Source organism: Nocardia sp. NPDC051756 (assembly GCF_040681495.1).
Lineage (GTDB): Bacteria > Actinomycetota > Actinomycetes > Mycobacteriales > Mycobacteriaceae > Nocardia.
The window spans coordinates 534,676-560,709 of sequence record NZ_JBFAYV010000002.1 but is presented as its reverse complement, the minus strand read 5'-3'; the positions used below and the strand labels follow the sequence as shown (position 1 = coordinate 560,709).

Annotated in this window: 23 protein-coding genes and 1 pseudogene; 12 read left to right on the top strand and 12 right to left on the bottom strand. The window is 67.6% G+C overall.

Annotation, left to right across the window (positions count from 1 at the left end; translation table 11 throughout):
- Positions 1–33: 33 nt before the first annotated feature.
- Both rsmA and AB0M22_RS08705 read left to right on the top strand, forming a co-directional pair.
- Complete coding sequence (gene rsmA, locus AB0M22_RS08710) at positions 34–915, top strand: 16S rRNA (adenine(1518)-N(6)/adenine(1519)-N(6))-dimethyltransferase RsmA (RefSeq protein WP_364722713.1); 882 nt, start codon at positions 34–36, stop codon at positions 913–915.
- A 66-nt stretch (positions 916–981) separates the two neighbouring features.
- On the top strand, positions 982–1,812 hold the full coding sequence (locus AB0M22_RS08705; RefSeq protein ID WP_364722711.1) for a GNAT family N-acetyltransferase: 831 nt from the start codon (positions 982–984) through the stop codon (positions 1,810–1,812).
- Positions 1,813–2,146: 334 nt separating this feature from the next.
- Here the strand turns inward: AB0M22_RS08705 and AB0M22_RS08700 are convergent, their stop codons facing one another.
- The 4 genes from AB0M22_RS08700 to AB0M22_RS08685 all read right to left on the bottom strand — a co-directional run bounded on the left by AB0M22_RS08700 (position 2,147) and on the right by AB0M22_RS08685 (position 4,863).
- On the bottom strand, positions 2,147–3,055 hold the full coding sequence (locus AB0M22_RS08700; RefSeq protein ID WP_364722709.1) for a hypothetical protein: 909 nt from the start codon (positions 3,053–3,055) through the stop codon (positions 2,147–2,149).
- Positions 3,055–3,261 (bottom strand): copper ion binding protein, encoded by a 207-nt coding sequence (locus tag AB0M22_RS08695; protein WP_364722707.1) that lies wholly within the window; start codon positions 3,259–3,261, stop codon positions 3,055–3,057. The genes AB0M22_RS08700 and AB0M22_RS08695 overlap by 1 nt, the downstream gene beginning before the upstream one ends.
- Positions 3,262–3,362: 101 nt before the next feature.
- Positions 3,363–4,172: a type II CAAX endopeptidase family protein gene (locus AB0M22_RS08690; protein ID WP_364722705.1), complete on the bottom strand. Its 810-nt coding sequence runs from the start codon at positions 4,170–4,172 to the stop codon at positions 3,363–3,365.
- A 91-nt stretch (positions 4,173–4,263) separates the two neighbouring features.
- Positions 4,264–4,863: a TetR/AcrR family transcriptional regulator gene (locus AB0M22_RS08685; RefSeq protein ID WP_364722703.1), complete on the bottom strand. Its 600-nt coding sequence runs from the start codon at positions 4,861–4,863 to the stop codon at positions 4,264–4,266.
- Positions 4,864–4,943: 80 nt separating this feature from the next.
- Here AB0M22_RS08685 and AB0M22_RS08680 point away from each other — a divergent pair, with 80 nt between their 5' ends.
- A complete protein-coding gene (locus AB0M22_RS08680; RefSeq protein ID WP_364722701.1) occupies positions 4,944–5,696 on the top strand; it encodes an SDR family oxidoreductase in 753 nt (250 codons plus the stop codon).
- 76 nt (positions 5,697–5,772) lie between these two features.
- Positions 5,773–6,708: a 4-(cytidine 5'-diphospho)-2-C-methyl-D-erythritol kinase gene (locus AB0M22_RS08675; protein ID WP_364722699.1), complete on the top strand. Its 936-nt coding sequence runs from the start codon at positions 5,773–5,775 to the stop codon at positions 6,706–6,708.
- A gap of 6 nt (positions 6,709–6,714) precedes the next feature.
- On the opposite strand, the gene AB0M22_RS08670 is transcribed toward AB0M22_RS08675, so the two are convergent.
- A complete protein-coding gene (locus tag AB0M22_RS08670) occupies positions 6,715–7,563 on the bottom strand; it encodes an LLM class flavin-dependent oxidoreductase (protein ID WP_364722697.1) in 849 nt (282 codons plus the stop codon).
- A gap of 256 nt (positions 7,564–7,819) precedes the next feature.
- Here AB0M22_RS08670 and AB0M22_RS08665 point away from each other — a divergent pair, with 256 nt between their 5' ends.
- Positions 7,820–9,655 carry an ABC-F family ATP-binding cassette domain-containing protein gene (locus AB0M22_RS08665; protein WP_364722695.1) on the top strand — a complete coding sequence of 612 codons (1,836 nt, stop codon included), beginning with the start codon at positions 7,820–7,822 and terminating at the stop codon, positions 9,653–9,655.
- 7 nt (positions 9,656–9,662) lie between these two features.
- On the opposite strand, the gene AB0M22_RS08660 is transcribed toward AB0M22_RS08665, so the two are convergent.
- A complete protein-coding gene (locus tag AB0M22_RS08660) occupies positions 9,663–10,550 on the bottom strand; it encodes an Abi-alpha family protein (protein WP_364722693.1) in 888 nt (295 codons plus the stop codon).
- Complete coding sequence (locus AB0M22_RS08655) at positions 10,541–11,932, bottom strand: hypothetical protein (protein WP_364722691.1); 1,392 nt, start codon at positions 11,930–11,932, stop codon at positions 10,541–10,543. Before AB0M22_RS08655 ends, AB0M22_RS08660 begins: the two co-directional genes overlap by 10 nt.
- A gap of 195 nt (positions 11,933–12,127) precedes the next feature.
- Between AB0M22_RS08655 and AB0M22_RS08650 the strand changes: the two genes are divergently transcribed.
- Complete coding sequence (locus AB0M22_RS08650) at positions 12,128–13,021, top strand: Abi-alpha family protein (protein ID WP_364722689.1); 894 nt, start codon at positions 12,128–12,130, stop codon at positions 13,019–13,021.
- A gap of 270 nt (positions 13,022–13,291) precedes the next feature.
- Positions 13,292–13,822, top strand: a pseudogene (locus AB0M22_RS08645) (nuclear transport factor 2 family protein); the annotation flags it as partial.
- Between the two features lie 2 nt (positions 13,823–13,824).
- On the opposite strand, the gene AB0M22_RS08640 reads toward AB0M22_RS08645, so the two are convergent.
- Entirely contained in the window at positions 13,825–15,444 is a 1,620-nt protein-coding gene (locus AB0M22_RS08640; protein WP_364722687.1) for a peptide chain release factor 3, read from the bottom strand.
- Positions 15,445–15,750: 306 nt separating this feature from the next.
- On the opposite strand from AB0M22_RS08640, the gene AB0M22_RS08635 reads away from it, so the two are divergent.
- Together AB0M22_RS08635 and pth are read left to right on the top strand one after the other, a co-directional pair.
- Positions 15,751–16,365 carry a 50S ribosomal protein L25/general stress protein Ctc gene (locus AB0M22_RS08635; RefSeq protein WP_364722686.1) on the top strand — a complete coding sequence of 205 codons (615 nt, stop codon included), beginning with the start codon at positions 15,751–15,753 and terminating at the stop codon, positions 16,363–16,365.
- 23 nt (positions 16,366–16,388) lie between these two features.
- On the top strand, positions 16,389–16,970 hold the full coding sequence (pth, locus tag AB0M22_RS08630; RefSeq protein WP_364722684.1) for an aminoacyl-tRNA hydrolase: 582 nt from the start codon (positions 16,389–16,391) through the stop codon (positions 16,968–16,970).
- 51 nt (positions 16,971–17,021) lie between these two features.
- Here pth and AB0M22_RS08625 read toward each other — a convergent pair whose 3' ends face one another.
- The 3 genes from AB0M22_RS08625 to AB0M22_RS08615 all read right to left on the bottom strand — a co-directional run bounded on the left by AB0M22_RS08625 (position 17,022) and on the right by AB0M22_RS08615 (position 20,097).
- Complete coding sequence (locus tag AB0M22_RS08625; RefSeq protein ID WP_364722682.1) at positions 17,022–17,534, bottom strand: pyridoxamine 5'-phosphate oxidase family protein; 513 nt, start codon at positions 17,532–17,534, stop codon at positions 17,022–17,024.
- A 66-nt stretch (positions 17,535–17,600) separates the two neighbouring features.
- Positions 17,601–19,247: a fatty acyl-AMP ligase gene (locus AB0M22_RS08620; RefSeq protein WP_150402116.1), complete on the bottom strand. Its 1,647-nt coding sequence runs from the start codon at positions 19,245–19,247 to the stop codon at positions 17,601–17,603.
- Between the two features lie 190 nt (positions 19,248–19,437).
- Entirely contained in the window at positions 19,438–20,097 is a 660-nt protein-coding gene (locus tag AB0M22_RS08615; protein WP_364722679.1) for a lysophospholipid acyltransferase family protein, read from the bottom strand.
- 106 nt (positions 20,098–20,203) lie between these two features.
- On the opposite strand from AB0M22_RS08615, the gene AB0M22_RS08610 reads away from it, so the two are divergent.
- Positions 20,204–20,767 carry a TetR-like C-terminal domain-containing protein gene (locus AB0M22_RS08610; protein ID WP_364722677.1) on the top strand — a complete coding sequence of 188 codons (564 nt, stop codon included), beginning with the start codon at positions 20,204–20,206 and terminating at the stop codon, positions 20,765–20,767.
- Positions 20,768–21,809: 1,042 nt separating this feature from the next.
- Here AB0M22_RS08610 and AB0M22_RS08605 read toward each other — a convergent pair.
- On the bottom strand, positions 21,810–22,982 hold the full coding sequence (locus AB0M22_RS08605; protein ID WP_364722675.1) for an aminotransferase class V-fold PLP-dependent enzyme: 1,173 nt from the start codon (positions 22,980–22,982) through the stop codon (positions 21,810–21,812).
- 203 nt (positions 22,983–23,185) lie between these two features.
- Here AB0M22_RS08605 and egtA point away from each other — a divergent pair, with 203 nt between their 5' ends.
- Positions 23,186–24,550 (top strand): ergothioneine biosynthesis glutamate--cysteine ligase EgtA, encoded by a 1,365-nt coding sequence (gene egtA / locus AB0M22_RS08600; protein WP_364722673.1) that lies wholly within the window; start codon positions 23,186–23,188, stop codon positions 24,548–24,550.
- Positions 24,551–24,686: 136 nt separating this feature from the next.
- A complete protein-coding gene (egtB, locus tag AB0M22_RS08595) occupies positions 24,687–26,033 on the top strand; it encodes an ergothioneine biosynthesis protein EgtB (protein WP_364722671.1) in 1,347 nt (448 codons plus the stop codon).
- The last annotated feature ends 1 nt before the right edge of the window (position 26,034 follow it).

Genomic DNA, 26,034 nt, shown 5'->3' with positions numbered 1-26,034 from the left:
GGGGACCACCCGGTGGGTTGATAGGTTCTTCAGGTGTCCGAACCTGAAGTTGCTGCTCGTGGGAGTGCCGCGTTGCTCGGTCCCGCCGAAGTGCGGGTGCTGGCCGAGCGGCTCGGCGTGCGACCGACCAAGCAACTCGGGCAGAACTTCGTGCACGACGCGAACACGGTGCGGCGGATCGTCGCGGCGGCCGGGGTCGGGCGGGACGACGTGGTGCTCGAGGTCGGACCGGGGCTCGGTTCGCTGACGCTGGCGCTGCTCGATGTGGTGGATTCGGTGGTCGCCGTCGAGATCGATCCGGTGCTCGCCGAGCACCTGCCGGTGACGGTCGCGGATCGGGCGCCGGAGCTGGCCGACCGGCTGAAGGTGGTCGAGGCGGACGCGCTGCGGGTCGCCGCCACGGACCTTCCGATCGTGCCGACCGCATTGGTGGCGAACCTGCCGTACAACGTCGCGGTCCCCGTTCTGCTGCACCTGCTGGCCGAATTGCCAAGCATCGCAGTCTCTTTGGTGATGGTGCAGGCGGAGGTGGCGGACCGGCTCGCGGCCGCCCCCGGCAGTCGCATCTACGGCGTGCCCAGCGTGAAGGCCGGCTTCTTCGGCACCGTTCGCCGCGCCGGCGCCGTCGGTACCCAGGTCTTCTGGCCGGTCCCGCGCGTCGACTCCGGCCTGGTCCGCGTCGACCGCTACACCGAACCGCCGTGGCCGATGGACGAGGCCCATCGCCGCCGCGTCTGGGAGGTCGTCGACGCCGCCTTCGCCCAACGCCGCAAAACCCTCCGCGCCGCCCTGTCCGGCTGGGCCGGTTCCCCGGCCGAAGCCGAACGCCGCCTCGTCGCCGCCGGCATCGCCCCCACCGCCCGCGGCGAAACCCTCGACACCGCCGCCTTCGTCCGCTTGGCGGCGCAGGCCTAGACCGGGTGGCTACCGCGGCGAAATAACGGCAGGCGTCGGCGGTTGGTTGGTGATTAGCATGGCGCGGTGCCTGGGATCGTTGCGAAAGAAGTGCTGGTTCGTCAGCTCGGTGTGGGGGATTTGGCTGCTTGTCTGGATCTTGCCGCGGATCGGGGGTGGCCGCGCGAGGACGTCAAGTGGCGGTTGTTGCTGGAACTCGGTGGGGGTTACGGAATCGATGACCCACGTGGGGGTTTGGCGGGCACGGTTTTTCTGACCGAGGTGGCGTCAGGGATCGGGGCGGTAGGCATGCTGCTGGTTGCGCGCCGGCATGGTGGCCGTGGTCTGGGCGGTCGATTGATGGAAGCGGCGTTGAGCGCGGCGGGCTGCGCGACTGTGTTTCTGTATGCGACCGAGGCGGGTAAGCCGTTGTATACGAAGCTGGGATTTCGGGTTGTGGATGAGGTCGTTTCGCACACCGGGGTATTCACGCGAGGCTCGTCCGTATCTGATCTACCGGTGGACGAGACCGGCGACTTGTCGGCACTGGCGAGTCTGGATCGGCGAGCATTCGGTGCCGACCGGAGCGTGCTGTTGCGGTCCGTGCTCGGGATCGCCGACCGGGTGGTTGTTGCGGAGGGCGGTTACGTGATTGCGTGGCGCAACCTCGACCTGGTGCAGGCCGGGCCGTTGGTCGCGGACTCGATGCGGACGGCGACGGCGTTGCTCGATGCTGTTCTCCCGGAAGGGAGTTCGACGCGCGTCGATGTGTGCGGTGGGGCGGTTGCCGAGCTCGGTGCTTGGCTGGTCGGGCGCGGGCTGACGGCCAAGCCGCCGTTGCCGCTCATGGTGCTCGGCGAGGATCTGCCCGGACAACGGGCGATGCTGCAGTCGCCGTTTGCGCAGGCGCTGGGGTGAGCGCTGGATAACGATTGGGGCTCAGAGGCTTTCGTCGGCAGGACCGATCAGCAGTCAGTGTCGCAGGTCGCATCGAGATGGTCGTACTGGTCGGTTTGTGTTGCGGCGGAACTGAATACGCACGTCACGCACCCCACATCGAGAACGTGTTCTAGCAGCGAAGCCAGCCATGCACATTGTGGATAACTTATCTTTGCCATTTTTGTGGCAGGGGTCACGGTGGGTGTGGCGATGCCGATTCGGTTGTGTCTCATATCGATCCGCGTGACCTGAGAACCGCAGGTCAGCCTGCCGATTCGCGGCTCGATCGGGCGCGTGTCGGCGGGTGTGGGCGTCAGTGACCGCCACCCTGATGCGGTGTTCCGCCGGATGTGGATGAGCCTGTGGATGATTCGACCATAGGTACTTCCATGGTGAACTCGGCGGTGTGTACCGCGCCGCCGTGGGAGAAGTCTAGATACAGCCGATATGGGCCCGCACTCGGGGCCTGTGCGTGGAACGCGACCTCGGGTCCGGCGGGGGTGCGGCCGATCTCGCCTTCCGGATGCACGTGCAGATAGGCGAGGTCGTTCGCCCGCAAAGCGACGAGATGCGCGTAGGCGCCGAGGTACGGTTCGAGGTTGGTCACCGGCGTGCCGTCGCGGGTGATGGTGAACCGTAGTTCGCTGCCGGCCGTGCGGAGGTCGCCGGTCGCGGTGACTTGATAGCCGTCCGGTGCTGCTGTCCGCGCGGGCGGTGGAAGTGGTTGTGGCGCAGCTGTTCCGGCCACGGTGACGGTCCGGCTGAAGACCAGCCCGCCGGGCCCGGCGCCGTCGGTCTCCGGCATGAAGTCGGTGAACACCCGATATGTCCCCGGCTGCGCCCACGTCCAATCGATCGACCAGGTGCCCGCCGCGTCCATGGTCGGATGCACGTGCCGATACTGCGTGGCGTCGGACCGGACGACGATCAGGTGTAGCTTCTTGTCGTGCTGGGTCTGGAACCGGACGACCGGCGCGCCGTCCGGCCCGGTGATCCGAAAGCGCAGGGCACCGGCTTGATTCGGCTCCGTCGGCGCGGTCAGGTCGGCGAGTGTGTAGCCGGATCGACGCTCCGACAGTCCCTGGTCCGGCCCGGCCGAGCTCGTCGTGCGGTCCGCTGCGCGCTCGGCCGGATCGCCGACCAGGGCGCCGATGCCGAGCGCGGCACCGAACAGCACGACGAGCGCGCCACCGAAGGCGGCGAACTTCAGCCGGTCCTGCATCAGACCGCGACCTCGTAGCCTGCCTCGTCCACGGCGGCCGCGATGGCGCTGTCGGCGATCGGCGCCGCGCTGTCGACCGTGACCGCGCCGCTGGCGAGGTCCACGTCGACACCGGTGACACCGTCGATCTTGCCGATCTCCGTCTTGACGGAGCTCACGCAGTGCCCGCAGGTCATCCCCGTGACGGTGTAGGTGGAACTGGGCATCTCCGACTCCTTCGCTCATTCTCCATCATACGGGCCGGGGGTACCCCGACCCGCTCGAACATACCCCCAGCGGGTATTGCGCGCAAGTGCTGGATCGCCGCTCATCGCGCGCGCCACGACCGTACTGCGAGCGTCGCCGCGGCGACGAAAACCGCTCCGACCGCGGCGATCACGATCTGTGGTCGGTCGTAGGTCGCGTCGCCCGCGGTGAGATAGATCCCGACATTGATCAGCCAGTGTCCGACCGCCGCGACGAGTACCCGCTGCCAGAAACTGCCGGTACCGAGCATGCCGAGCAGCGCGGCGAACGCCATGGTCGAGACGAAGAACGACACCGCGACCACCGGACCGGCGCTGAACGCCTGCACATGCCACAGCGCCCACACCGCGCCGGTTACCGCGATCGCCGCGAACCGGCGCATCCGCGATTCCAGCAGCGGTTGCAGGAAACCGCGCCACCCGATCTCCTCACCGGTCGCACCGATGAGCTGGATCACGACGAACACTATGAAGGGCACGCCGCCAACTGCCGCGGGGCCGACGAGATCGCGCCCTGCCAATGCTGTTGCGCCGGCGATTGATAGCGCGAGAAATAGGCAGGCCGCGAGTATGTAGCCGAGATTCTCGCGGACCTGCCGGGCGGAAACCGGTACCGGAAATAATGGGCCGACAATTTTGTATCCGACGAGCCAGGTAACGAGCGTGCCGAGCGCCGGCGCGAATTGAACCAGCGACAATGCCGCCGGATCGATTCCCGAAACCGGTTGCAGCGCAAGCATTGCCGTCGAGGCGAGCAAGGTCGCGAAAACGTAGATCCCGATCAATGCCCAGAAGATCCGGGCAGTTGGCGCCGAAACCCGCTGAGCTGCATCGTCGAAGGTGGCGGTGGGAGTTTCAGGTCTATCTATCATCCAGAAATCGTCACATCGCGCCGGTGTCGTTGCCCTCATGCTTCAGGGCCATTTGTCGCGCGGCGGCCTCATACTTCCGGTGCAACGTTCGCTAGTTCGCCCGGCCCCAGCCGTACATTGCCAATTCGGCGACCTTCTCCAACTCCGCCTGGCTCGCACCATCTCTGGCCGCGTGCGACATTCCCTGCATCACCGTGCCGACATAGCGAGCCAGCGTCGACGCGTCGTCCTCGGTGACCAAGTCGCCCGAGTCGATGTCGGCCTGAATCCGTTCGGTGAACAACTGGAGATTCCGACTGCGCAGCCCCCGCAACATGTCCGCGACCTCACCACTGTTCGTGTTGATGCCTGCGCTGATCACCAGGCAGCCGCGCGGGTAGTTGGGGCGGGTGTACTCCGTGGCCGCCTCGTGCAGCGTGCGCCGTATCGCCGCTGCCGCGGTCGGCTCCTCGGCCAGCGCCCGCCCGATGAAGTCGCCGTACTGCGCGCCGAAGCTCTCGACCGCCTCCTTGAACAGCGTCGTCTTGTCGCCGAACGCCGCGTAGAGACTCGGCGCGCCGATGCCCATGGCGGTGGTCAGGTCGCCGATCGAGGTGGCCTCGTAGCCGCGCTGCCAGAACAGCCGTAGCGCCTGCTCCAGCGCGGCGTCCCGGTCGAACGAACGTGGCCGGCCTCGGGTCGTAGGGCTCATGGAAATCATTCTATAGCGATCGCTAGATATTGTGCTAACGTCCACTTCTGTAGTGATCGCTAGAGAAAGGAAACCTCACAATGGGCGCACTGACAGGCAAGACCGCACTGGTGACGGGCGGCAGCCGGGGCATCGGCCGAGGCATCGCCGAACGGCTCGGCCGGGACGGGGCGCGGGTGGCGGTGCACTACAACGGGAGCGAGCAGGCGGCCAAGGAGGTCGTGACCGGCATCGAGGCCGCGGGCGGTTCGGCCTTCGCGATCCGCGCCGAACTCGGCGTCCCCGACGACGCCGCGGCACTCTGGGCCGAGTTCGACGCACACGCCGACGGGGTGGACATCCTGGTCAACAACGCGGGCATCGACGGCATCCGCGAACCGATCGAAGGCACCGACGAGGCCGCCTACGACCGGGTCTTCGCGGTCAACGCCAAGGCCCCGTTCTTCATCACCAAGCTGGGCCTGGACCGGATGCGCGACGGCGGCCGCATCGTCAACCTGTCCACCGGCCTCACCAACGGCGCGCGGATGCCGGAGCTGATCGCGTACACGATGACCAAGGCCGCACTCGACGCGTTCACCAGCGTGCTGGCCAAGCAGGTCGGCGCGCGCGGGATCACGGTGAACGCGGTGGCCCCCGGCATCATCGACACCGACATGAACGCGGGCTTCCTGAACAACGCCGAGATGGTGGCGATGGTGACGCAGATGTCCCCGTTGAAACAGCTCGGTCAGCCCGCCGAAGTGGCCGATGTGGTCGGCTTCCTCGCCTCCGCCGACGCCCGCTGGGTTACCGGGCAGTGGATCGATGCCACCGGCGGGGGACTGCTGTAACCGAATGATTCACAGACGGTGAAAGGCCGATATCGAGCCGCGCGACGGCCAGGACCACCCGTTAGGCTTGGGCACCGTGCTGTCAGTTGTCCCGAGCCCCATCACCGTGCGCGCGCCGTCGAAGGTGAACCTCCATCTCGGAGTCGGTGACCTGCGCCCCGATGGGTATCACGACCTGACCACGGTGTTCCAGGCGCTCTCGCTCAGCGACGATGTGGAGATCGCCCCGGCGAGTTCGCTGGCCGTGCGGGTGTCCGGTGAGGGCGCGGCGGACGTGCCGACCGATCGCACCAACCTGGTGTGGAAGGCGGCGGTCCGGCTCGCGCATCAGGCCGGGCGGGCGCCGCTGGTGGAATTCGCGATCGCCAAGGGCATTCCGGTGGCGGGCGGGATGGCCGGCGGCAGCGCGGACGGCGCCGCGGCGCTGGTCGGTCTCAACGAGCTCTGGGATCTCGGGCTCACCCGCGACGAACTCTCCGCCGTGGCCGCCGAACTCGGCAGCGACGTGCCGTTCGCGCTGCACGGCGGCACCGCGCTCGGCACCGGACGCGGCGAACGATTGCTTCCGGTGTTGTCCCGCAACAGCTTTCACTGGGTGCTCGCGCTGGCCAAGGGCGGTTTGTCCACCCCGGCGGTGTTCGCGGAACTCGATCGGTTGCGCGCGAACGGAACTCCGCCGCGGCTCGGCGAACCGCAGCAGCTGATGCAGGCTTTGGCCTTCGGCGACCCGAAACAGCTTGCGCCGCTGCTGGGTAACGACTTGCAGGCGGCGGCGCTGTCGCTGAAACCGGAGTTGCGCCGCACGTTGCGCGCCGGGGTGAACGCGGGCGCGCTGGCCGGCCTGGTCTCCGGCTCCGGCCCCACCTGCGCATTCCTCTGTGAGAGTGAGGAATCCGCGGTGTCGGTGGCGGCGGAACTGGCGGGCGCGGGCGTCTGTCGCAGCATCCGGACCGCGAGCGGCCCGGTGCCCGGCGCTCGCGTGCTGAACAGCGAGACGCCGGGGAAGCGGTAAGCGGGCTCAGGCGATGACGTCGGCCAGGCGGTCGACCTGGTCGGCGTCGCCGCCGTAGCAGTAGAGCATGACCTCGTCGGCGCCGAGATCGTCGAATTGCTTGATGGCGGAACGGATTGCGTCGGGGGTGCTGAGCATCCCCTCGAGCATGTAATCGGCGCGGCCGCTGAATTCGTAGTAGCCACCCATCGAGGCGCGGGCCTCGTCGATCAGGTCCTGGTCGCCGAGCACGACATTGACCTGGGCGACGATGCGCGGCGCGCCGGAGCGGCCGTTATCGGTCCAGGACTTGCGCACGGTGTCGAACAACCGGCCGGCCCAGGCGGCCGGAGCGGCGGCGAGAAAGCCACCGCCCCAACGGCCTACGCGTTCGAGCGCGGCGGGCTGGAAGCCGCCGAACAGGACCTCGGGGCCGTCGGGCAGCAGCGGTGCGGGGCCGATCGGGCCGCAGTCGGGGCCGTAGGGCTGACCGGACCAGATGCGACGCATGATCTCCATCTGTTCGTCCAGGCGGCGGCCGCGGGTGCGCAGGTCGGTGCCGGAGGCGATGTGGTCGTCTTCACGACCGCCGACGCCGAGGCCGAGCACGAAGCGGCCGCCGGACATTCGGTCCAGCGTCGCGACCTGCTTGGCGAGCAGGGTCGGCTCGCGCAGCGGCGCGAGGAGCACCTCGGTTTGCAGCTTGATCCGGCTGGTGGCTCCGGCCGCGAGGGCGAGCGCGACCAGCGGTTCGGGATTGTCGTAGACCAGCCGGTCGAGCAGGCCGAGGGTGGAGAACGGGCCGACGTCGGCGCGGCGGGCCCAGTCGAGCAGGACGGTGGGGTCGGAGATGGGGAGACCGAGACCGACGTGCATGGGAGAACCTCCATGAGGAAAACGAACTGGATTGTGCCGCCCGCTCACCTCGTCCGAGGCGGGGCTCCCATGCTGCGGCTGTGATTCCGGAGAGCGCCTGGTTGACTAACGTTGTTCGTAACGAACTCTGTTCGTTAGGACTAATCTAGACGAACGCCGTTCGTTCCGCAAGGGGGCGGCGGAGCGGGTTCGAGAAGCTCAGTACGCTGGCTCAGGGCAAGCAACTCGCCCGCCGCTGCAAGAACCGGAAGGATTCATGTCCAACCTGATCAACCTCGAGCAGGTTTCCAAGAGCTTTGGGATCACGCCGCTGCTGGACAACGTGTCGATGGGCGTCCACGCGGGCGAGCGTATCGGCGTCGTCGGTCTGAACGGCGGCGGTAAAACCACGCTGCTCGAGGTGCTCACCGGGCTCGAGCCGCCGGACAGCGGGCGGGTCAGCCGCGTCGGCGGGCTGCGGATCGCCACGGTGACGCAGCGCGGCGTGCTGCCGCCCGGGTCGACCGTCGGCGACGTCGTGCTGGCCGGATTGGCCGACGACTTACATTGGGGATCGCGCAGCGATTCGATGAGGGGTGGCGGTCGGGCGGCGGGTGGGCCCGACGATGTCGCCGAGCACGAATGGGCGGCGAACCCGCGCATTCGTTCGGTGATGGAAGGCATCGGGATCGCCGGCCTCGGCCTGGAGACCTCGATCGACAACCTCTCCGGTGGCGAGCGCCGCCGAGTTGCCCTGGCCGCCGCGCTGGTCCGCGACCTCGATCTGCTCGTGCTCGACGAGCCCACCAACCACCTCGACGTCGAAGGCGTGCAGTGGCTGGCCCAGCATCTGCTCAACCGGCGCAGCTCGCTCGTGGTCGTGACCCACGATCGCTGGTTCCTGGACACCGTCGCGACCAACACCTGGGAGGTCGTCGGCGGCAAGGTCGAGACCTACGAGGGCGGTTACGGCGACTGGATCTTCGCCCGCGCCGAGCGCGCCCGGCAGGCCGACGCCTCCGAGGCCCGCCGCGCCAACCTGGCCCGCAAGGAACTGGCCTGGCTGCGCCGCGGCGCGAAGGCCCGCACCTCCAAGCCGCGCTATCGGGTGGAGGCCGCCGAGGCGCTCATCGCCGATGTGCCCGCGCCGCGGGACAGCGTCTCGCTGGCCGCGTTCGCACGAAAGCGCCTGGGGCGGGTCGTGATCGAGCTCGAGGACACCACTCTCACCACGCCGGACGGCCGGGAGCTGGTGCGCGACTTGACCTGGCGGCTCGCGCCGGGCGAGCGGGTCGGCCTGGTCGGGGTGAACGGCTCCGGCAAGACCACCCTGCTGCGCACGCTGGCCGGCGAGACGGAACCGGCGGTGGGCAAGCGCATTCAGGGCCAGACGGTGCAGATCGGTTGGCTGCGGCAGGAACTCGACGACCTGCCGACCAATATGCGGGTGCTGGAGGCGGTGCAGCAGGTCGCGCAGCGAATCATGCTGGGCGACAAGGAGATCTCGGCGGGCCAGCTGGCCGAGCGGCTCGGCTTCACCCCCGCCCGGCAGCGCACGCCGGTCGGCGACCTGTCCGGTGGCGAGCGGCGCAGGCTGCAACTGACCCGCATCCTGATGGCCGAGCCGAACGTGCTGCTGCTCGACGAGCCGACCAACGACCTGGACATCGACACCCTGCAACAGCTGGAAGACCTGCTGGACAACTGGGCGGGCACCCTGGTCGTGATCAGTCACGACCGGTACCTGATCGAGCGCATCTGCGACTCCACCTGGGCGCTGTTCGGCGACGGCAAGCTCACCAACCTGCCCGGCGGCATCGACGAATACCTGAAAAAGCGTGCCGCACAGGGTGACACCGCGGTCCGCTCGGGTGCCGACACCAAGGCCGCGCCGGTCACCGACGCTGCGACCCAGCGGGCCGCGCGCAAGGAGCTGTCCAAGCTGGAACGGTCCATCGAGAAGTTCGACGAGCGCGAGCGCAAGCTGCACGCCGCGCTGGCCGAGGCCGCGACCGACCCGGACCAGCTGGTCAAGCTCAACGCCGAACTCAAGCAGGTCGTCGCGGAAAAGGAAGCCGCGGAAGAACGTTGGATGGAGCTGGCGGACGGGTAACCGTCCGTCAGTGCCCGGCGGCGCGGTCGTCCTGGATGGCCACCGGCAGGCAGGTACGGACGAAATCCGCGCCGAATCCGGTGAGCGCCACGCTGCGGTAGATCACCTTGGTGCCGAACCCGGAGCGCTTGAGCAGGTCGCGCACCGGCCCCTGCGCTTCCAGCAGCTGGTACCGGTGCGGATTGCCGACCGGCTCGCGGGCGTGCTCGACCAGTCCGAGCCTGCGCAGGTTGGTCAGGTACTGCTGGATCCGGTTCGGGAAGCGCAGCCCGGCGTGCTCGCCGACCAGCGTCAGCATCGAGCCGAGGCGTTCCGCGCCGAGCGCGCGCGGGCGTCCGGTGCGGATGTCGATCGACGGTTGCGGGCCGTCCAGGTGCAGGAAGCGCAGGATCCGCGCCTCGTCGGGGGTCAGCTCGGCCAGCATGCCGGCGAAGGCCGGATGGTTCTCCTCGTCGCCGTGCGTGCTCGCCGACAACCGCAGCAGCGCCGCACCCTGCTCGCGCAGCGTGGGAACGGATTGCGCGGCAGGCTCATTCGGCGCCTCGGGGAAACCGAGCGCCCGGCGCAGCCGATCGCGCACCTCGGATTCGGCCTCGGCCAACACTTCTCGCGGCGGCACGCCCTGGATGCTGCGCTGCACGACCGTCGAGGTGACGCCGACCGCCGTGCCCAGACTCCACGCGGTCATGCCGGTCACCGCGGTCCAGGCCACCCTGGCCACGCCGGTGGCCGCGCGCACGCCCGCGATGGGATAGGGCACCCGCGAAGCTGATTCGTCGTGCCGGACGACTTGGCTGCCGGACCGTCGCGCGATCTCCGTCGACGGCGCCACCTCCTCGGCGGTGTGCTCGACGTCCCCGGCATCGTCGCCGGGGTCGGATTTCGCTACAGCCATGTGGTCGCCACTCCTGTTCCGAAAATCAGAATATGAGCGTATCCGGCGAAGAGCCCCAACACGCCGCCATGGAGAAAAAGCAGCCACTCATCTTGCTTGATGGCCGAGCGCAGCATGTCGACGAAGTCCGGCGGCTTCAGTGCCGCCATCTGTTTGGCGATGTAGGTGTTGATCTGTCTACCTTGGCGGACGTTGAACTCCGGGTCGGCGAAGGCGATCGGGGCGATGGCCATGGCCTCGGCGGTGAACGTGTCCTGCAACGTGTCGTAGTCGCGGCTGCCGAGCATGAACTTGACCGCGGGCCGGGCCGGGCCGAGCGCGCGGTCGGCGGCCGGGCGCAGGGTGTCCTCCAGCATCTGGATGGTGCGGTCCGAGCGCGGGCCGTTGAGCAGCTCGTCGCCGATGTTGGCCACGGTCAGCACCTGACTGGACACCAATTCGGCGTAGCCGTCGGTGATTTCGGACTGGCGTTTGATCAGCAGGCCCTGCCGCCACGGGCACCACCACTTCGGGTAGGCGGGCGCGAAGATCATGTTGATGCCCACCCAGTTGACCACCCAGCCGATCACCACGCCGCCGATCGGCAGCACGACCAGCGTGGACCAGCCGGTGAGATGCAGGATGGCTACCAGTACCACGCCCATCGGGGCGCCGAAGTAGAAGCCGAAATTGATCATGAACCGCAACTCTTTCGCGCCGAGCACTTGGAACAGCGTGTTGAGCAGTTGCGGCCTGCCCTGGAAGTAGCGAATCACCATCTGCTTCACATCGAGCAGTTGATCAATATTCGCGCCTAATTCATCGGTCAGCTCGCGCAGAATATCCGGCAGTTGCTGACGAACTCGAGCCTGTACCATGTCGCGAACTTGGCTCGGCAGGTTGTACCAGAGCTGTGGGTGTTCGCGCTTGAGAATATCTTCGACGATGGTCTGGATCTGTTCGTCGGCGATGCTGGCGAGATGTTCGGCGAGCTTGTCCGGCTCGAGCTCGCGATAGAAATCGGCGACGCTCCCCAGTTTGGCCAGGCCCTTGTCCACCGCGATGCTGGCCATCTTGTCCGCGCGCGAGGGGACGATGCCCTGCCAGCCGAATCTGCCGTCGTAACTCAGTAGCGGCAACACCTGAATTCTTTTGGGCAGGAAGGGATACAGCGCGCGAAGTCCTGGTAGTCGGAAGCCGTGGAAGGCAATCGGCTGGAACAGCATCAGCACGCCGGTCCAGTTGGTGATGTAGCCGATGATTCCGGTGAAAAGTGGGATAGTCAGAAGCTCTAGCAGGATTGTTGGGTGGACACCGAACACACTCTCTAACACGACACCCTCCTGCCGACACACCGGTGACCGCCGCCTCACCGGAACATCAAAGTAGCACCCTGTCGGCACCGGGACCTTATTGTGAGGAGAAGAGACGGGTCCACCTCGAGTGCGCGGTGCCACACTGACGCATGCCGAGATATCGGTCACAGTGTTTGTGCGCAATGCCGCATCGGCGGAGTCCGACCGCGACAATGACCAGCGACACAGGGGGAAGTAATCTGTGGGGCGGGATTCGTTCACCTGGCGATATCGGAGTATGACGTGGCAGACGACAGGACCGGACAGGACCTCACCAGAGCCGGTTCCCGCGCCGTTGAGCGCAGCTCAGATGTTGAACAGCGGCAGATCAGCAATGAAGCCCGGTTGATTCGCGGTGTTTTTCGCGCGGCGGGGGTCGCGGCGGGCAGTGTGGTGCGCGGCGGTCAGTGGGCGGTCGGCACCACGTTCGAGGTCACCAAGGAGATCACCCAGGCGGCGCTGGACGGTGAATCGTCCGCCGATATCGCCGAGCGAACCGGAAATGCGTTGCGCTCCATAGCTCGTAGCGCGCTCGGCGTCACCGAGGGTTCGGTGCGCGAGATCGTCAGTTACGTGCCGACGCCGAACGGGCCGGGCAACAACAGCGGCGCGCAGCAGCAGGCGCTGGCCGTCGGCTCCTACCTGCGTTCGGCGAGCACCGATGAGCTACGCCGGCGCGGCGACGCGCTGCTCGCGCGTTCGGCCGACGTCTATTTCACCGAAGACGTGCACCCGGCCTACGACCGAATCCTCGACGAACTCGCCCCCGACGAGGCGCGCATCCTGCGTTTCATGGCGCAGAACGGCCCGCAACCCTCGGTCGACGTGCGCACCAACCGCCCGCTGGGCATCGGCTCCGAACTGGTCCAGGGGGATCTGACCTCGGTGCCCGAGCAGGCCGGCGTCCGCTACCCGGACCGGTCGCGCCCCTACCTGATCAACCTCAGCCGGCTCGGGCTGACCCTGGTCTCCGACGACCCGGTCGTGCTGAGCCGATACATGGTGCTCGAGGTCCAGCCGGTCGTCGAGGCCGCGCTGAAGAAGGCCGGTCGCGCACCGAAAATCGTGCGCAAGAGCCTGCGCCTGACCGAGTTCGGCGAGGACTTCTGCCGCACCTGCTTCACCATCGCCAACTGAAACCCGACGTTGATCTCGGTCGAAATGTCCCCCGCCCGGTGATAGCAATCTGGTACAAATCTCCCAATTCGTGAAGCCGACGGGCTTTGGATGGGATTGTTAAGTATGGATCAGGGAACCGGCGGGCAGGGCCGCGGCGACCCGAGCGCGGGTGGCGGTGGACAGGAGCGGGGCAACCCGAGGATCGACATCGGTCGGCTGGAGCGCGGCGACCCCGGAGCGGACGGACAGCAGCGCCGCGAGGGCAGACCGCGCGGCGACGAGCGCAAGCTCGACGACGTCACCGCGATCAGCAGACTGAAGTTCCGCTACCTACGCAGCCTCGACACGAAATCCTGGGATGAGTTCGCGGACACCATGATTCCCGAGGCGACCGCCACCTACAGCGAATACCTGCAATTCGAATCGCGCGACGCGTTCCTCGCGTTCATGCGCAACACCCTCGGCCCGCACGTGATCACCGAGCACCGCTGCGACCATCCGGAGATCGACGTCGACGGCGACGCCGCGACCGGCACCTGGTACCTCGCCGACACCGTGCTCATTCCCGGCCACAACATGCTGCTGCGCGGCGCGGCCTTCTACTCCGACGAATATGTGCGCTGCGACGACGGCCGCTGGCGCATTTCGCACACCGGTTACGAACGCACCTACGAGGTGGTGCTCTCGCTGAGCGATCTGCCGAGCCTGCGTTTGACGTCGAGCCGCTGGGGCCTGATTTCCCGCGAAGACGGCGTCATTTCCTCGGTCGAACGCGATCCCGGCGCACCGCCGGTGCGGCGCGAGCCGGAAGCGGGCTGACCTCAGTCCGCCGTCGCGACCAGTGGTTCCAGGGTCAGCTTCGGGAATTCCTTCTCGATGTACTGCAACCGCCACTTGTCGCTGAACAGCGCGAGCAGCGCACCGTCGCTGCGGGTGAACACCTCGACGCCGCGCTGCTTGCCCAGCTCGTCCGCCGACGCGGCATCGGTGCGCCGGGCCAGCGTGTAGGGCAGGTTGTCCATCTTGGTCTCGACATTGAACTCGGTCAGCATGCGCGCGGTGACCACCTCGAACTGCATCGGCCCGACGGCCGCGAGCACGGGGGAGGCGTCGCCGCGAATGTCGTTGCGCAGCACCTGCACCACGCCCTCGGAGTCCAGCTGATCGATGGCCTTGCGGAACTGCTTGTACTTGCCCGCGCTCTCGGCGCGCAGCACCGCGAAGTGCTCCGGCGCGAACGACGGGATCGGCGGGAACTCCACCTTCTTGTCCACGAACAGCGTGTGGCCCGGGGCCAGCGCGGTCGCGTTCACCAGGCCGACCACGTCGCCGGGGTAGGCGGTGTCGACGGTGTTGCGTTCGCGGCCGAACACGGTCAGCGCGTACTTCGTCGCGAACGGGCGACCGGTCTGCGCGTGCGTCACGACCATGCCGCGCTCGAACTCGCCGGACACGATCCGCATGAACGCCAACCGGTCCCGGTGCGCGGCGTCCATGCCTGCCTGCACCTTGAACACGACCGCGCTGAACGGTTCGGTGATCTCGCGCGCTCCGCCGTTCACGTCGGGGCGCGGTCCGGGCGGCGGCGCCAGCGAGACCAGCGCCTCCAGCAGCTGCCGCACGCCGAAGTTCAGCATCGCCGAGGCGTAGATGACCGGAGAGGTCTGCCCGGCGAGGAACATTTCCTGATCGTGGTCCTGCCCGGTGGCCGAGAGCAGCTCGCTCTCCTCGACCGCGGTGGTCCACGGCTCGCCCTCGCGCGCCTCGGCCTGCGCCGGGGTCAGCGATTCTTCCGGCGCGATGGTCGCGCCGCCCGCGGTGCGGGTGAAGTGGATGTATTCGAGCGGGGCGCCCTCTTCGCCGCGGCGCAGCAGGCCGCGGAAGTCGCCCGCGATGCCGACCGGCAGGAACAGCGGGGTCGGGGTGAGGCCGATCCGCTCGTTGATCTCGTCCAGCAGTTCCAGCGGCGCCTGGCCGGGCCGGTCCCACTTGTTGATCACGGTGATGACCGGGATGCCGCGGTGCCTGCACACCTGGAACAGCTTGAGCGTCTGCGGCTCCAGGCCCTTCGCGGCGTCGATCAGCATGACCGCGGCGTCGACCGCGGTGAGCACCCGGTAGGTGTCCTCGGAGAAGTCGGAGTGGCCGGGCGTATCGACGAGGTTGATCACGCTGTCCACGTCGGAGCCCTCGGCGCGGTAATTGAACTGCAGCGCGGTCGAACTGACCGAGATGCCGCGCGCCTTCTCCATCTCCATCCAGTCCGAGACGGTGGAGCGGCGGCCCGCCTTACCGTGGATCGCGCCCGCCTCGGAGATCATCCTGGCGTGCAGCGCGAGCGCTTCGGTGAGCGTCGACTTGCCGGCGTCGGGGTGCGAGATCACCGCGAACGTGCGCCGTCGGGAAACCTCGGCGGGAAGTCCCTCAGGGGAGGCGGTCAACGGAACAACCTTTCACAGACGACCGATCGGCAACCTGTCTAATCTACGCGATCCGCATGTCACCGACACGACCTGCATCCGACCACCCGATTCAAACTGCGCATAACCATTGCGGTATGGTGTCCGGGTTGTCTCGGCGAGGGTGACCGCAGACCTTGATTTGCGTTCACCGTGATCGACGCGGCTCGGCTTCCGGCCGTCCCCGTTGGTCCTTTCGTCGGACGAGTAGACCAAACCAGCCAGGGCGGAAACAGACCCTGGCGCACTGTTGACAGCCCGGAACAGCCGTAGGGAGTAGATCCAGTCATGTCCGACGCCAACCTTCTCGAAGCCGCCGTACGCACCGAGTTCGGTAAGGGTGCCGCCCGCCGTACCCGTCGCGCGGGCAACGTTCCCGCCGTGCTGTACGGCCACCAGGCCGACCCGCAGCACCTCTCGCTCGATGCCCGCGCCTTCTCCGCCATTCTGCGCGAGCACGGCACCAACGCGGTGCTCAGCCTCGTCATCGACGGCAAGAAGCAGCTCGCGCTCACCAAATCGGTTGTCGTGCACCCGATTCGCCGCTACATCGAGCACGCCGACCTGCTCATCATCAAGAAGGGCGAGAAGGTCACCGCCGATGTGAACGTCATCATCGTCGGCGACGCCGCCCCCGGCACCCTGGTCACCCAGGACGCCACCACCATCTCCATCGAGTCCGACGCGATGAGCATCCCCGAGTCCATCGAGGTCTCGGTCGAGGGCATCGAGGCGGGCACGCAGATCAACGCGAGCCAGCTGACCCTGCCCAAGGGCGTCACCCTGATCGTCGATCCGGAGACCCTGATCGTCAACATCATCGCCGCCCCGGCGTCCGAGGCCGAGGTCGAGGAAGCCGCCGAGGCTGCCGAGGCCGCCGCCGAAGCCGCGAGCGCCGAGTAAGTAGTACCGGGAATCGGTTGTCGATGACCGAATCCACGACCGGGCCCGCGCTCGTTGTCGGACTGGGTAACCCAGGCACCGAATACGAGCGCACCCGGCACAATGTGGGGTTTTTGGTCGCCGACGTGCTCGCGGAGCGCGTCGGCGGCCGTTTTGCCGTGCACAAGAAGTCCGGCGCCGACCTGTTGCAGGCCCGCCTCGACGGCCGCCAGGTGCTGATCGCCAAGCCGCGCTCGTTCATGAACCTGTCCGGGCGGCCGGTCGCGGCGCTGGCCAAGTTCTTCTCCGTGCCGCCGACCGAGGTGATCGTCGTGCACGACGAACTCGACCTCCAGTTCGGCGAGATCCGGCTCAAGCGCGGCGGCGGCGAAGGCGGCCACAACGGCCTGCGCTCCATCTCCAGCGCCCTGACCACCAAAGACTACTTGCGCACCCGGATCGGCATCGGCCGCCCACCCGGCCGGCAGGACCCCGCCGACTACGTGCTCAAGCCCTTCGCCGCACCGGAACGCAAGGAAATACCGGTCATCGTCGAACAGGCCGCCGACGCCGTCGAGCTGCTGCTCCGCGTAGGCCTGGAAGCCGCGCAGAACCGAGTCCACTGACCGCCGCGAATCCGCCGCGCTGCCAATGCCTTTCGATATTCGCGCCGCCGTTCAGCTGAAGCGGTAACGGGTTTGGCTGAACGGCTCCCCCTTGCCGAAGGCGAGCACCTTGGCCGGCGCGATGGCGTAGACGAGAGCGGTGTGTCCCGCACCGTCGTCGAAGCCCGCCTCCACGACCGTGAAGTCCCAGTCCAGCTTGGACTTCCACAGCTTCGCCAGCTGGTGCAGCGCCGCCTGGTCGGTGATCCGGACGGCCGTGCCCTCCACCACCACGTCGAGCCCTGAGTTCATCTCGTTGGTGCCGGTGCTGAGAATGCAGCGCGGCTCGGTGGCCAGGTTCACCGCCTTCTGCTCCTTCGCGCCGGTGCAGAGGTGCAGGCTGCCGTCGTGCCAGATCGCGGGCAGTGGCGTGACGTGCGGGCGGCCGTCTTTGCGGGTAGTGCTCAGCCAGAACATCTCCGACGCCGCCAGCACGTCACCGACCGCGGACCAGGCCGGGGTGGTGGCGCCGGGACTGCTGAAGTCTGGGTTGAGTTCGGTGCTGATCGGCTCGAGTTCGGGCATTGCCGCCTCCTATTGGCTGGATATCAATAGAGACGACGCCGGCGCCCGAAGCTCATCGGTCCGCGGTCAGCGCAGGTGGACGGCGGTGGCGGCGCGGCGGAGTTTGCCGGAGGAGGTTTTCGGCAGGGCGCCGGGGCCGAGGACGGCGACGGTGCGGGGGCGCGAACCCACCTCGGAGAACACGGCGTGCACGATTTCGCGTTCGATTCGCTTGACCGCCTCGGCATCCTGGTATTCGTTGCTTTCCACCACGACCGCGAAACTTTCGCGCTTCTGGCCGGCATCGAGGCGCACGGCGACGGCGTTGCCGGGTCGTACGCCGGTCACCCGGGTGGCGGCGCGTTCGATGTCGGTGGGGTAGATGTTGCGGCCGCCCATGATGATGACGTCCTTGATCCGGCCGCAGACCACGATCAGGCCCTCGTCGGTGAAGTAGCCGATGTCGCCGGTGTCGAGCCAGCCTGCCGCGTCCTGCGCGGGGCGGAATCCGTTGACCGTGACGTAACCGGAAGTGACTGCCGGGCCGCGTAATTCGATGACGCCGACGGACCTGCTCGGCAGTTCCTGGCGTTCGGCGTCGACGACCCGGCCTTCGAGATGATCGACCAGGTAGCCCAGCGTCGGCAGTCGGCGGATGTTGCCCGGATGCCCGTGCGCGTCGTGCACCGGCACGGCCTTGCCGAGTGCCTCGAGCAGATCGGCGTCGATGACATCGATCACCTGACCCAGGCCCGGATCCGGAATCGACACGGCCAGTGTGGTTTCCGCCATGCCGTAGACCGGGGTGAGCGCCATCGGGCTGAGCCCGAAGCGCTTTCCGGCCGCGGCCAACGTCTCCATGGTGTCCGGGTCGACCGGCTCCGCGCCGTTCCACATGTAGCGGACGCTGCTCAGATCGAACGCGCCGTCATCGGCCTGCTTGAGCCGGCGGGCCAGCAGCGAGTACGCGAAATTCGGTGCGGCGGTGACGGTTCCGCGGTACTTGGCGATCAGTTCGGCCCATAACAAGGGGCGCATGAGGAAGTCGAGCGGCGTCACGCACACCACCTCGGCGCCGATTTGCATGGGGACACTGAGGAATCCGACCATGCCCATGTCGTGGAACAGCGGCAGCCAGCTGATCATCACGTCGTCGTCGAGCTGGAACTTGACTCGGTCGAACATGGCGTAGGCGTTGACGAAGAAGTTGCCGTGGGTGATCCGTACCGCCTTGGGCGACCCGGTCGATCCGGAGGTCAACTGCTGCAAGGCGATATCGTCCTCGGCCGTCGGCACCGGATCGGTGTCGGTGCCCTCGTGCAGCTGATCGATCCGCACCACGGTGATGCCGCGCTCGCGCAGCAGCGGCTCGGCCGCCTCGAACGGGGCGCCGAGCACCACCGCGCGCGCCTCGATCATGGTCAGCACGGTCTCGGTGTCGCGCGCCCAGACCACCAGATCGGTGCGCGGGGTCGGCTGGTGCAGCATGGTGATCGAGGCGCCGCGCATCCAGATGGCCTGGCAGGCCGGGGCGATGTCGACCGGCATGCCGGCCAGCACGCCGACCGCGTCACCGTGTCCGATGCCCGCCGCCGCCAGGCCACCCGCCATCCGCCGGGCGATCCGATGGATCTCGCCCCAGCTCTGACGCCGGGGTGCGTCCGGCTCACCGGTCACCAGCCCCCGGGTCGACGCCTGCGCCGTCGCATACATCTCGTCGGTGAACCTGCTCAACGTCAACTCCCTCATCACCAGCTTCGGGCCGCCTGCCGACCTGCAATCAACTATCCCGCCATTCCGGCGTGGCGTTAACCCTTTTCCTGCGTGTCTGAGTTTGCTGGAGTGTCGCGGGTAACCGGGCGCGCGGTTCGGGACGCGGGGGTCATCCGGGCACTTCGCGGAGGGCGACGCCGGTATGTGCTGGTTATGCCGTCCGGAACGTGGTGGCGTACTGGTCGACGTAGTGCCGGCCGGAGCGGGCCGCGAGCTCGCGCATCAGTTCGTCGGTATTCGTCCGCGCGACGTGATGCTGCTCGGCGGGCAGGTAGTAGCGCGGAGCGCCGAAGCTGATCCGGACCTTGCCGAAGCGGGGCAGCCGGGTGCCGCGGGGGTTGACGCGATCGGTGCCGGACAGCACGACCGGGATCACCGGGGCGCCGGTGGCCATGGCGACGCGCAGCGTTCCGGTGCGGCCGCGGTAGATCCGGCCGTCGGGCGAGCGGGTGCCCTCAGGGTGAATGGCCCACACGCCACCCGCCTCGAGAATGCGGGTGGCCGCGGCCAGCGCGTCGGCGGCGGCGCTGCCGCCGGTTCGGTCGACCGGCACCTGGCCCGCCGCCGAGAAGAACCAGCGCTTGAACCGGCCGCGCAGTCCGGTCCCGGTGAAGTACTCCTGCTTGGCCAGGAACGCGACCTGGCGCGGCAGCACCAGCGCGAGATATAGCGAGTCGATAACCGCCAGGTGGTTGGCCGCGACGATCACCGGCCCGGTGCGCGGAACTTGATCCAGCCCTTCGACTTCGGGTCTACCCAGCACCCGCAACAGGGGGCCGAGAAACACGTACTTGAAGAGCCAGTACCACACGAAAACCTCCCGGGAAAGAATGTGTAGACACTGTCTACCGCATTCCTGTAGACAGTGTCTACACCCGGAGTAGGGATTGGCGATGGTTGCCGTAGACAATGTCTGCATGGTCGAGAACGAACCGCTGCGGGAACGCCTGGTCGGCGCGGGCGTGGACCTGCTCGAAGAGGTGGGCGCGGCGCAATTGGGACTTCGCGCCATCACCCGGGCCGCGGGTGTCTCACATGGGGCACCGCGGCGGCACTTCCCGACCCATCGCGCGCTACTGGCGGCCATCGCCGCCCGCGGATTCGCCGATCTGATCGACCGGTTCGCCGCAGTCGATCCCGGTACCGCCCCGCGAGATCGCCTGGTGCGCATGAGCGTCGCCTACGTCGAGTTCGCCGGCGAACGCCCGGAGATGTTCGCGCTGATGTTCCGGCACGATCTACTCGAAGGCTCCGGCGAGAACCTCCGCGCGACCACCCTGCCCCTATTCGCCCGCTTCGCGGCCCTGACCGGCGAGGCCGCGCACCCCGGCACCGTAGATCCCAGCGAGCGCGCGATCGCCCTATGGACAAACCTGCACGGCATCGCCGCCCTCCAGGCAAACCGCAGCCTCCGCCTGGTCGCCCCCGCCGCCGACATCCGCGCCCTGGTCGCCCGCGCCCTCGAACTACACCTAGCCTGAACAGCATCGACCCCCGGCCGGGCTGAGACTGCACACCCGTTGCCTAAGCTGCACACCCGTTGTAGAGGGTGTGCAGCTTATGTAAACGGTGTGCGGCACCCACTCTCCGCGCAGACACGCGAAATCTGCACTCTCACTCGGGATTTGCACTGACTTTAGGGCTCTATTTTCGGTGCGGATCCCGAGAGAGGGTGCGGATGTTGGGGGTGTCTGCTCGGGGGAGGCCTGCGGGTAGGCCGCACCGGTGACGCGACTACCAGCCGCCACGGAAATGCTGCTGTGGGCGATCTGGCGGTCCTCGCCCCGCCGACAGCGGGATCTGCACTCTCACTGGGGATTTGCACTGACTTTAGGGCCGTATTGTCGGTGCGGATCCCGAGAGAGGGTGCAGCTCTTCAGGAAGACCGGCGGGCGGGGCGCTCGCAGACAGGTTCGCCGGCGGCGGCGCCTTGAAACCACCACGAAAACCGCCGCTGACCGACCCGCTCTTGTCTGAAGCGTTTGTGACGGGACCACAGCCAGATGACCACGCTGGAACGCGAGACCGCGTGCCTGACGGATAACTAAAGCCGGGTACGGCACACGACGTGCTCAGCACTACTTCAGTGAAAACCGGTGTAGGTCTTCAGTTTTACTGGCCAGGTCAGCCTGGGATGTCCTTGGCTGTACCTACCGGGTAGGTGTACCTGCTCCAAAGGGGAAAGATTCGCGGTGAGGCCTGGTCCGTAGTTCTGAAGACTTGTCCCAGGTTTTCACTGGAGCAGTGCTGGGCGCGTTGGGTGGGGTCCCCGGCTTACCTCCCGCTGTTGGTATGGGCAACGTGGGGGTTCCGGCGTGGTTACTTGGCTGTGGTCCGGTTCAGAGAGGCTCGGAAAGATCGGGTCGAGTCGAATGGTGGTTCTCGTCATCGAGGTGAGTCAAATGGTGGTTGGGTGCGTCGAGGGGAGTCATAAGGTCGTTCCAGCTATTGAGGTTAGTCATATGGTTGCTGTTGAAGATCAACTCGCGACCATATGACTAACCTCGATGGGATGTCGTGTTCCTACAGCTGTGCGACCGCGGCGACGAACCGGTCCAGCTCCTCGAAGCTTACGAAGCAGTGTGGTGAGGCGCGGACTACCGAGCTCAGGCCGCGGCCGGTCATGTCCAGCAGGGTGGAGCTGGCGTGGCTTACCGTGACCGTGATGTCTTGTGCGGCAAGCTGATCGCGCACTGCGATGCCCTCGACGCCGTCGACGGTGAACGACACGATGCCGCTGTGTCGAATGCCGATGTCGCGCACCGTGACTCCGGGGATCTCCGGTAGTGCCTTGCGCAGGTACTCGGCTCGGGCGGAGATGGCGTCGTACACGTTCTCCGGACCGAGATCGAGCAGGTACTGCACCGCCGCGCCGAGACCGAGCCGTCCGGCGACATCGCACTCCCAGAACTCGAAGCGGCTGGCGTCGGGCGCGAGGCGGTAATCGTCCGCACCGACCCAGGACGCGCTGTGCAGATCGAGCCGGCTGGGCTCGATGGATGCCGCCAATTCCGGTCGGACGTAAAGGAATCCGGTGCCGCGCGGTCCGCGCAGCCACTTGCGGCCGGTGGTCGAGAGCGCGTCGACGTCGAGCTCGGCCACGTCGATCGGCAGCTGCCCGGTCGACTGGCAGGCGTCGAGCAACACCAGCGCGCCCACCGAATGGGCGATCCGGGTGGCCTCGGCGGCCGGATTGACCAGGCCGCCGTTGGTCGGCGCGTGCAGCACCGAGACCAGCTTGACCCGCTCGTCGACCAGCTTCGACAGCGCGTCGAGATCGATCTGCCCGGTGCCGTCGCTGGGGATCTTTTCCACCGTCGCCCCGGTGGCCCTGGCGCGTTGCAGTGCCGCGATGGCGTTGCTCGCGTAGTCGGCCTCGGAGACCAAGATGCGGTCGCCCGCGGCCAGCGGGATCGAGTAGAAGAAATCCGCCCAGGAACGAGTCGCGCTGTCGCTCAACGCGATACTGGCCGGCGTCGCGTTGATCAGCCTGCCGATCGCGGTCTTCACCGCGGCGAGATCGTTCAGGCGTTCGTTCGCGGCGCGGTAGCCACCGATCTCGGCTTCCCGGCGCAGATGGTCGATGGCGGTGTCGAGCACCACCCGCGGGGGGAGGGAGGAACCGGCACTGTCGAGAAAAACGGAACCGGACATACAGCCCGGAGTGTCGGCGCGGACACGCTCTTCATCCAGCATGATTCCGACTCTAACGGGCATAACCGGGCGGAGTCCGTCCGTCCTGAGCCGATCCCCAGTTCGGATTCTTGTCGATTTCTTGTCAGTCCTCATCGCTACTCTGGATGGATCGCCGCGAGCGGAACACAGTACGACCGCGCGGTGGTTATAGATCGACAGCGGACACGAAACCACAGCAACTCGGACGCACAACGGAGGTTGGCATGGCGGTCACGCTGGAATCAGAGCTGGTCAGTCGGGTAATCCACGACGGAGAGCTCAATTCACGAGCCGCCGCCGAGGCGTATATCGGGGGTGTCTGCTTCAAGCAGGGACCACCGACGCTGATCGGCGCCGAGCTCGAATGGCTCACCGTGCAGGGTGAGTGTCAGGCGTCAGGCCCCTCGGCCGCCCCGCGTCCGCAACTGACTGCTCTAGCGGATGCCCTCGGACCCTACGCACCACGGTCCATCGCCCCCGATTCGCCGGAACTGGCACTACCAGGGGGCAGCCGGGTCACCATCGAACCCGGCGGTCAGATCGAACTATCCAGCGCACCATTCGCTGATGCCGCGCAGCTGAATACCTCGCTCCGCGACGATGCCCGCCTATTGCGGGAACTTCTCGAATCTCGCTCCATCCGAACCGTTTCTGCCGCCGCCGACGCGGACCGCCGCCCCAAGCGGCTGCTCCAGTTGCCGCGCTATCGCGCCATGGAACAGACCTTCGCCGGCATCGGCCCGTTCGGCAAACTCATGATGTGCAATACCGCCGCGACCCAGGTCAGCGTCGATGCGGGGGCCGACCGCGCCGACATCGCCGCCCGCTGGACCGCGCTCTACGCCATCGGCCCGGCCCTGCTCGCCGCCTTCGCCTGCTCGCCCGCGCTGCGCGGCGCGCCCGCCGGTGAGTGGGCCTCCCAGCGGATGCGGGCCTGGCTGCGCCTCGACAACGCCAGGACCCGGCCACCGCTGATGGACTGGGCCGACCCGATCCTCGGCTACAGCAGATGGGCGCTCGACGTGCCGTTGCTGTGCGTGCGAAGACCGGACGGCACCGGCTCGGGCGCGAACGGTCATCGCGCGAACGGGCACGGTGCCGACAGCGGCTGGTCGCCGCCGCCGGGGGCGACCTTCGCGGACTGGCTCACCGGCGCCCTGGACGACGAGGTCGGCCGCCGACCCGACCGCAACGACCTCGACTATCACCTGACCACACTGTTCCCGCCGGTACGCGCGTCCGGGTATCTGGAGGTCCGCTACATCGACGCCCAGCCCGGCGACAGCTGGACCGTCCCGATCCACGTTCTCGACGCGCTCATGTCCAGCAGCCGGGTGGTGGCCCAGGCGATCGCCATCGCCGCGCCACTGGCCGGACACTGGCTCGACGCGGCCCGCTACGGATTGGCCGACCTGGAGATCCGGGCCGTCGCGGTCGAACTCCTCACCCTGGCCGCGGCCAACGCGTCGACCACCGAGGCCGCACGCGAGATCGAAGCCGCCGTTCAGCGATGTCGCAGCGGCGATAGACCCGTGGCGGATTCCGCCGCGGCCGGCGCCAGGACGGGCGGTCCTGGAGCGGATTCGTGAGCGCGGATCAGCGAGCGAACCGAGAACGCGGCGTCGGTGCGCGCGTGGTCGCCTGCCGAGCGTGCCTGCATTGCCGATCCGGTCCGGCGTGCAGTGCTGCGCCCAGGCCGACAGGAACCAACCCCGGAGACCCAGCATGACCATTCAGCATCCGCCCGCCACCGATAACGCGGGCACCGAACGACTACGCGAGCAGATCGCCGAAGTGCTCACCCGCGCCAGGCAGCGCACCCTCACCCTCACCGACTGCATCGACGAGGCCGAGCTGGTCGCGCAACATTCGCGGCTGATGAGCCCGCTGGTGTGGGATCTCGCCCACATCGGCAATCAGGAAGAACTGTGGCTGGTCCGCGATGTCGGCGGCCGCGAAGCGGTGCGGGCCGATATCGACGAGCTGTACGACGCGTTCAAGCACGCCCGCTCGAACCGGCCCGCGCTGCCGCTGCTCGACCCCACCCAAGCCAGGGGGTACGTCGGCACCGTCCGCGACAAGGTCTGGGATGTGCTGGACCGCAGCGATTTACGCGGTTCGCCGCTGGTCGACGGCGGATTCGCGTTCGGCATGATCGCCCAGCACGAGCAGCAGCACGACGAGACCATGCTGGCCACCCACCAGTTGCGCAGCGGGCCTGCGGTTTTGACCGCGCTCGCGGTGCCGACCACGACCGCACCGGTCACCGGCGAAGTCGTCGTGCCGGCCGGCGAATTCAGCATGGGCACGTCCACCGAACCGTGGGCGCTGGACAACGAGCGCCCCGCGCATCGAGTTCAGGTGCCCGGCTTCGCGATCGACGCGGCGCCGGTGACCAACGAGCAGTACCTCGCATTCCTCGACGACCGCGGTTACGACCGGCCGGAACTGTGGTCCGAACGAGGGTGGGCGCACCGGCAGGAGGCGGGCCTGGTCGCGCCGCAGTTCTGGGAGCGCGACTCGGCCGGGCAGTGGTGGCGTCGCGTTTTCGGTGTGCTGACCCCGCTGCGCCCACATCAGCCGGTGGTGCACGTCTGCTGGTTCGAGGCCGAGGCGTACGCGAACTGGGCGGGCAAGCGCCTCCCCACCGAGGCCGAGTGGGAGAAGGCCGCGCGCCACGACCCGGCCACCGGCGCCACTCGCCGATTCCCTTGGGGCGACACCGAACCCGATGCGACCACCGCGAATCTCGGCCAGCGCCACCTGGAACCGGCCGACGTCGGCGCGTATCCGGCGGGCGCGTCTCCGGCCGGTGTGCACCAGCTCATCGGCGACGTCTGGGAGTGGACCGCATCGGGTTTCGACCCGTACCCGGGCTTCCACGCCTTCCCGTACCAGGAGTACTCCGAGGTCTTCTTCGGTGGCGACTATCGCGTCCTGCGCGGCGGCTCGTTCGGCACCGATCCGGTCGCCTGCCGCAGCACCTTCCGCAACTGGGATCACCCGATCCGGCGGCAGATCTTCTCCGGGTTCCGGCTCGCGCGTGATCTGCGGCCGGGGGAGGGCGAATGAG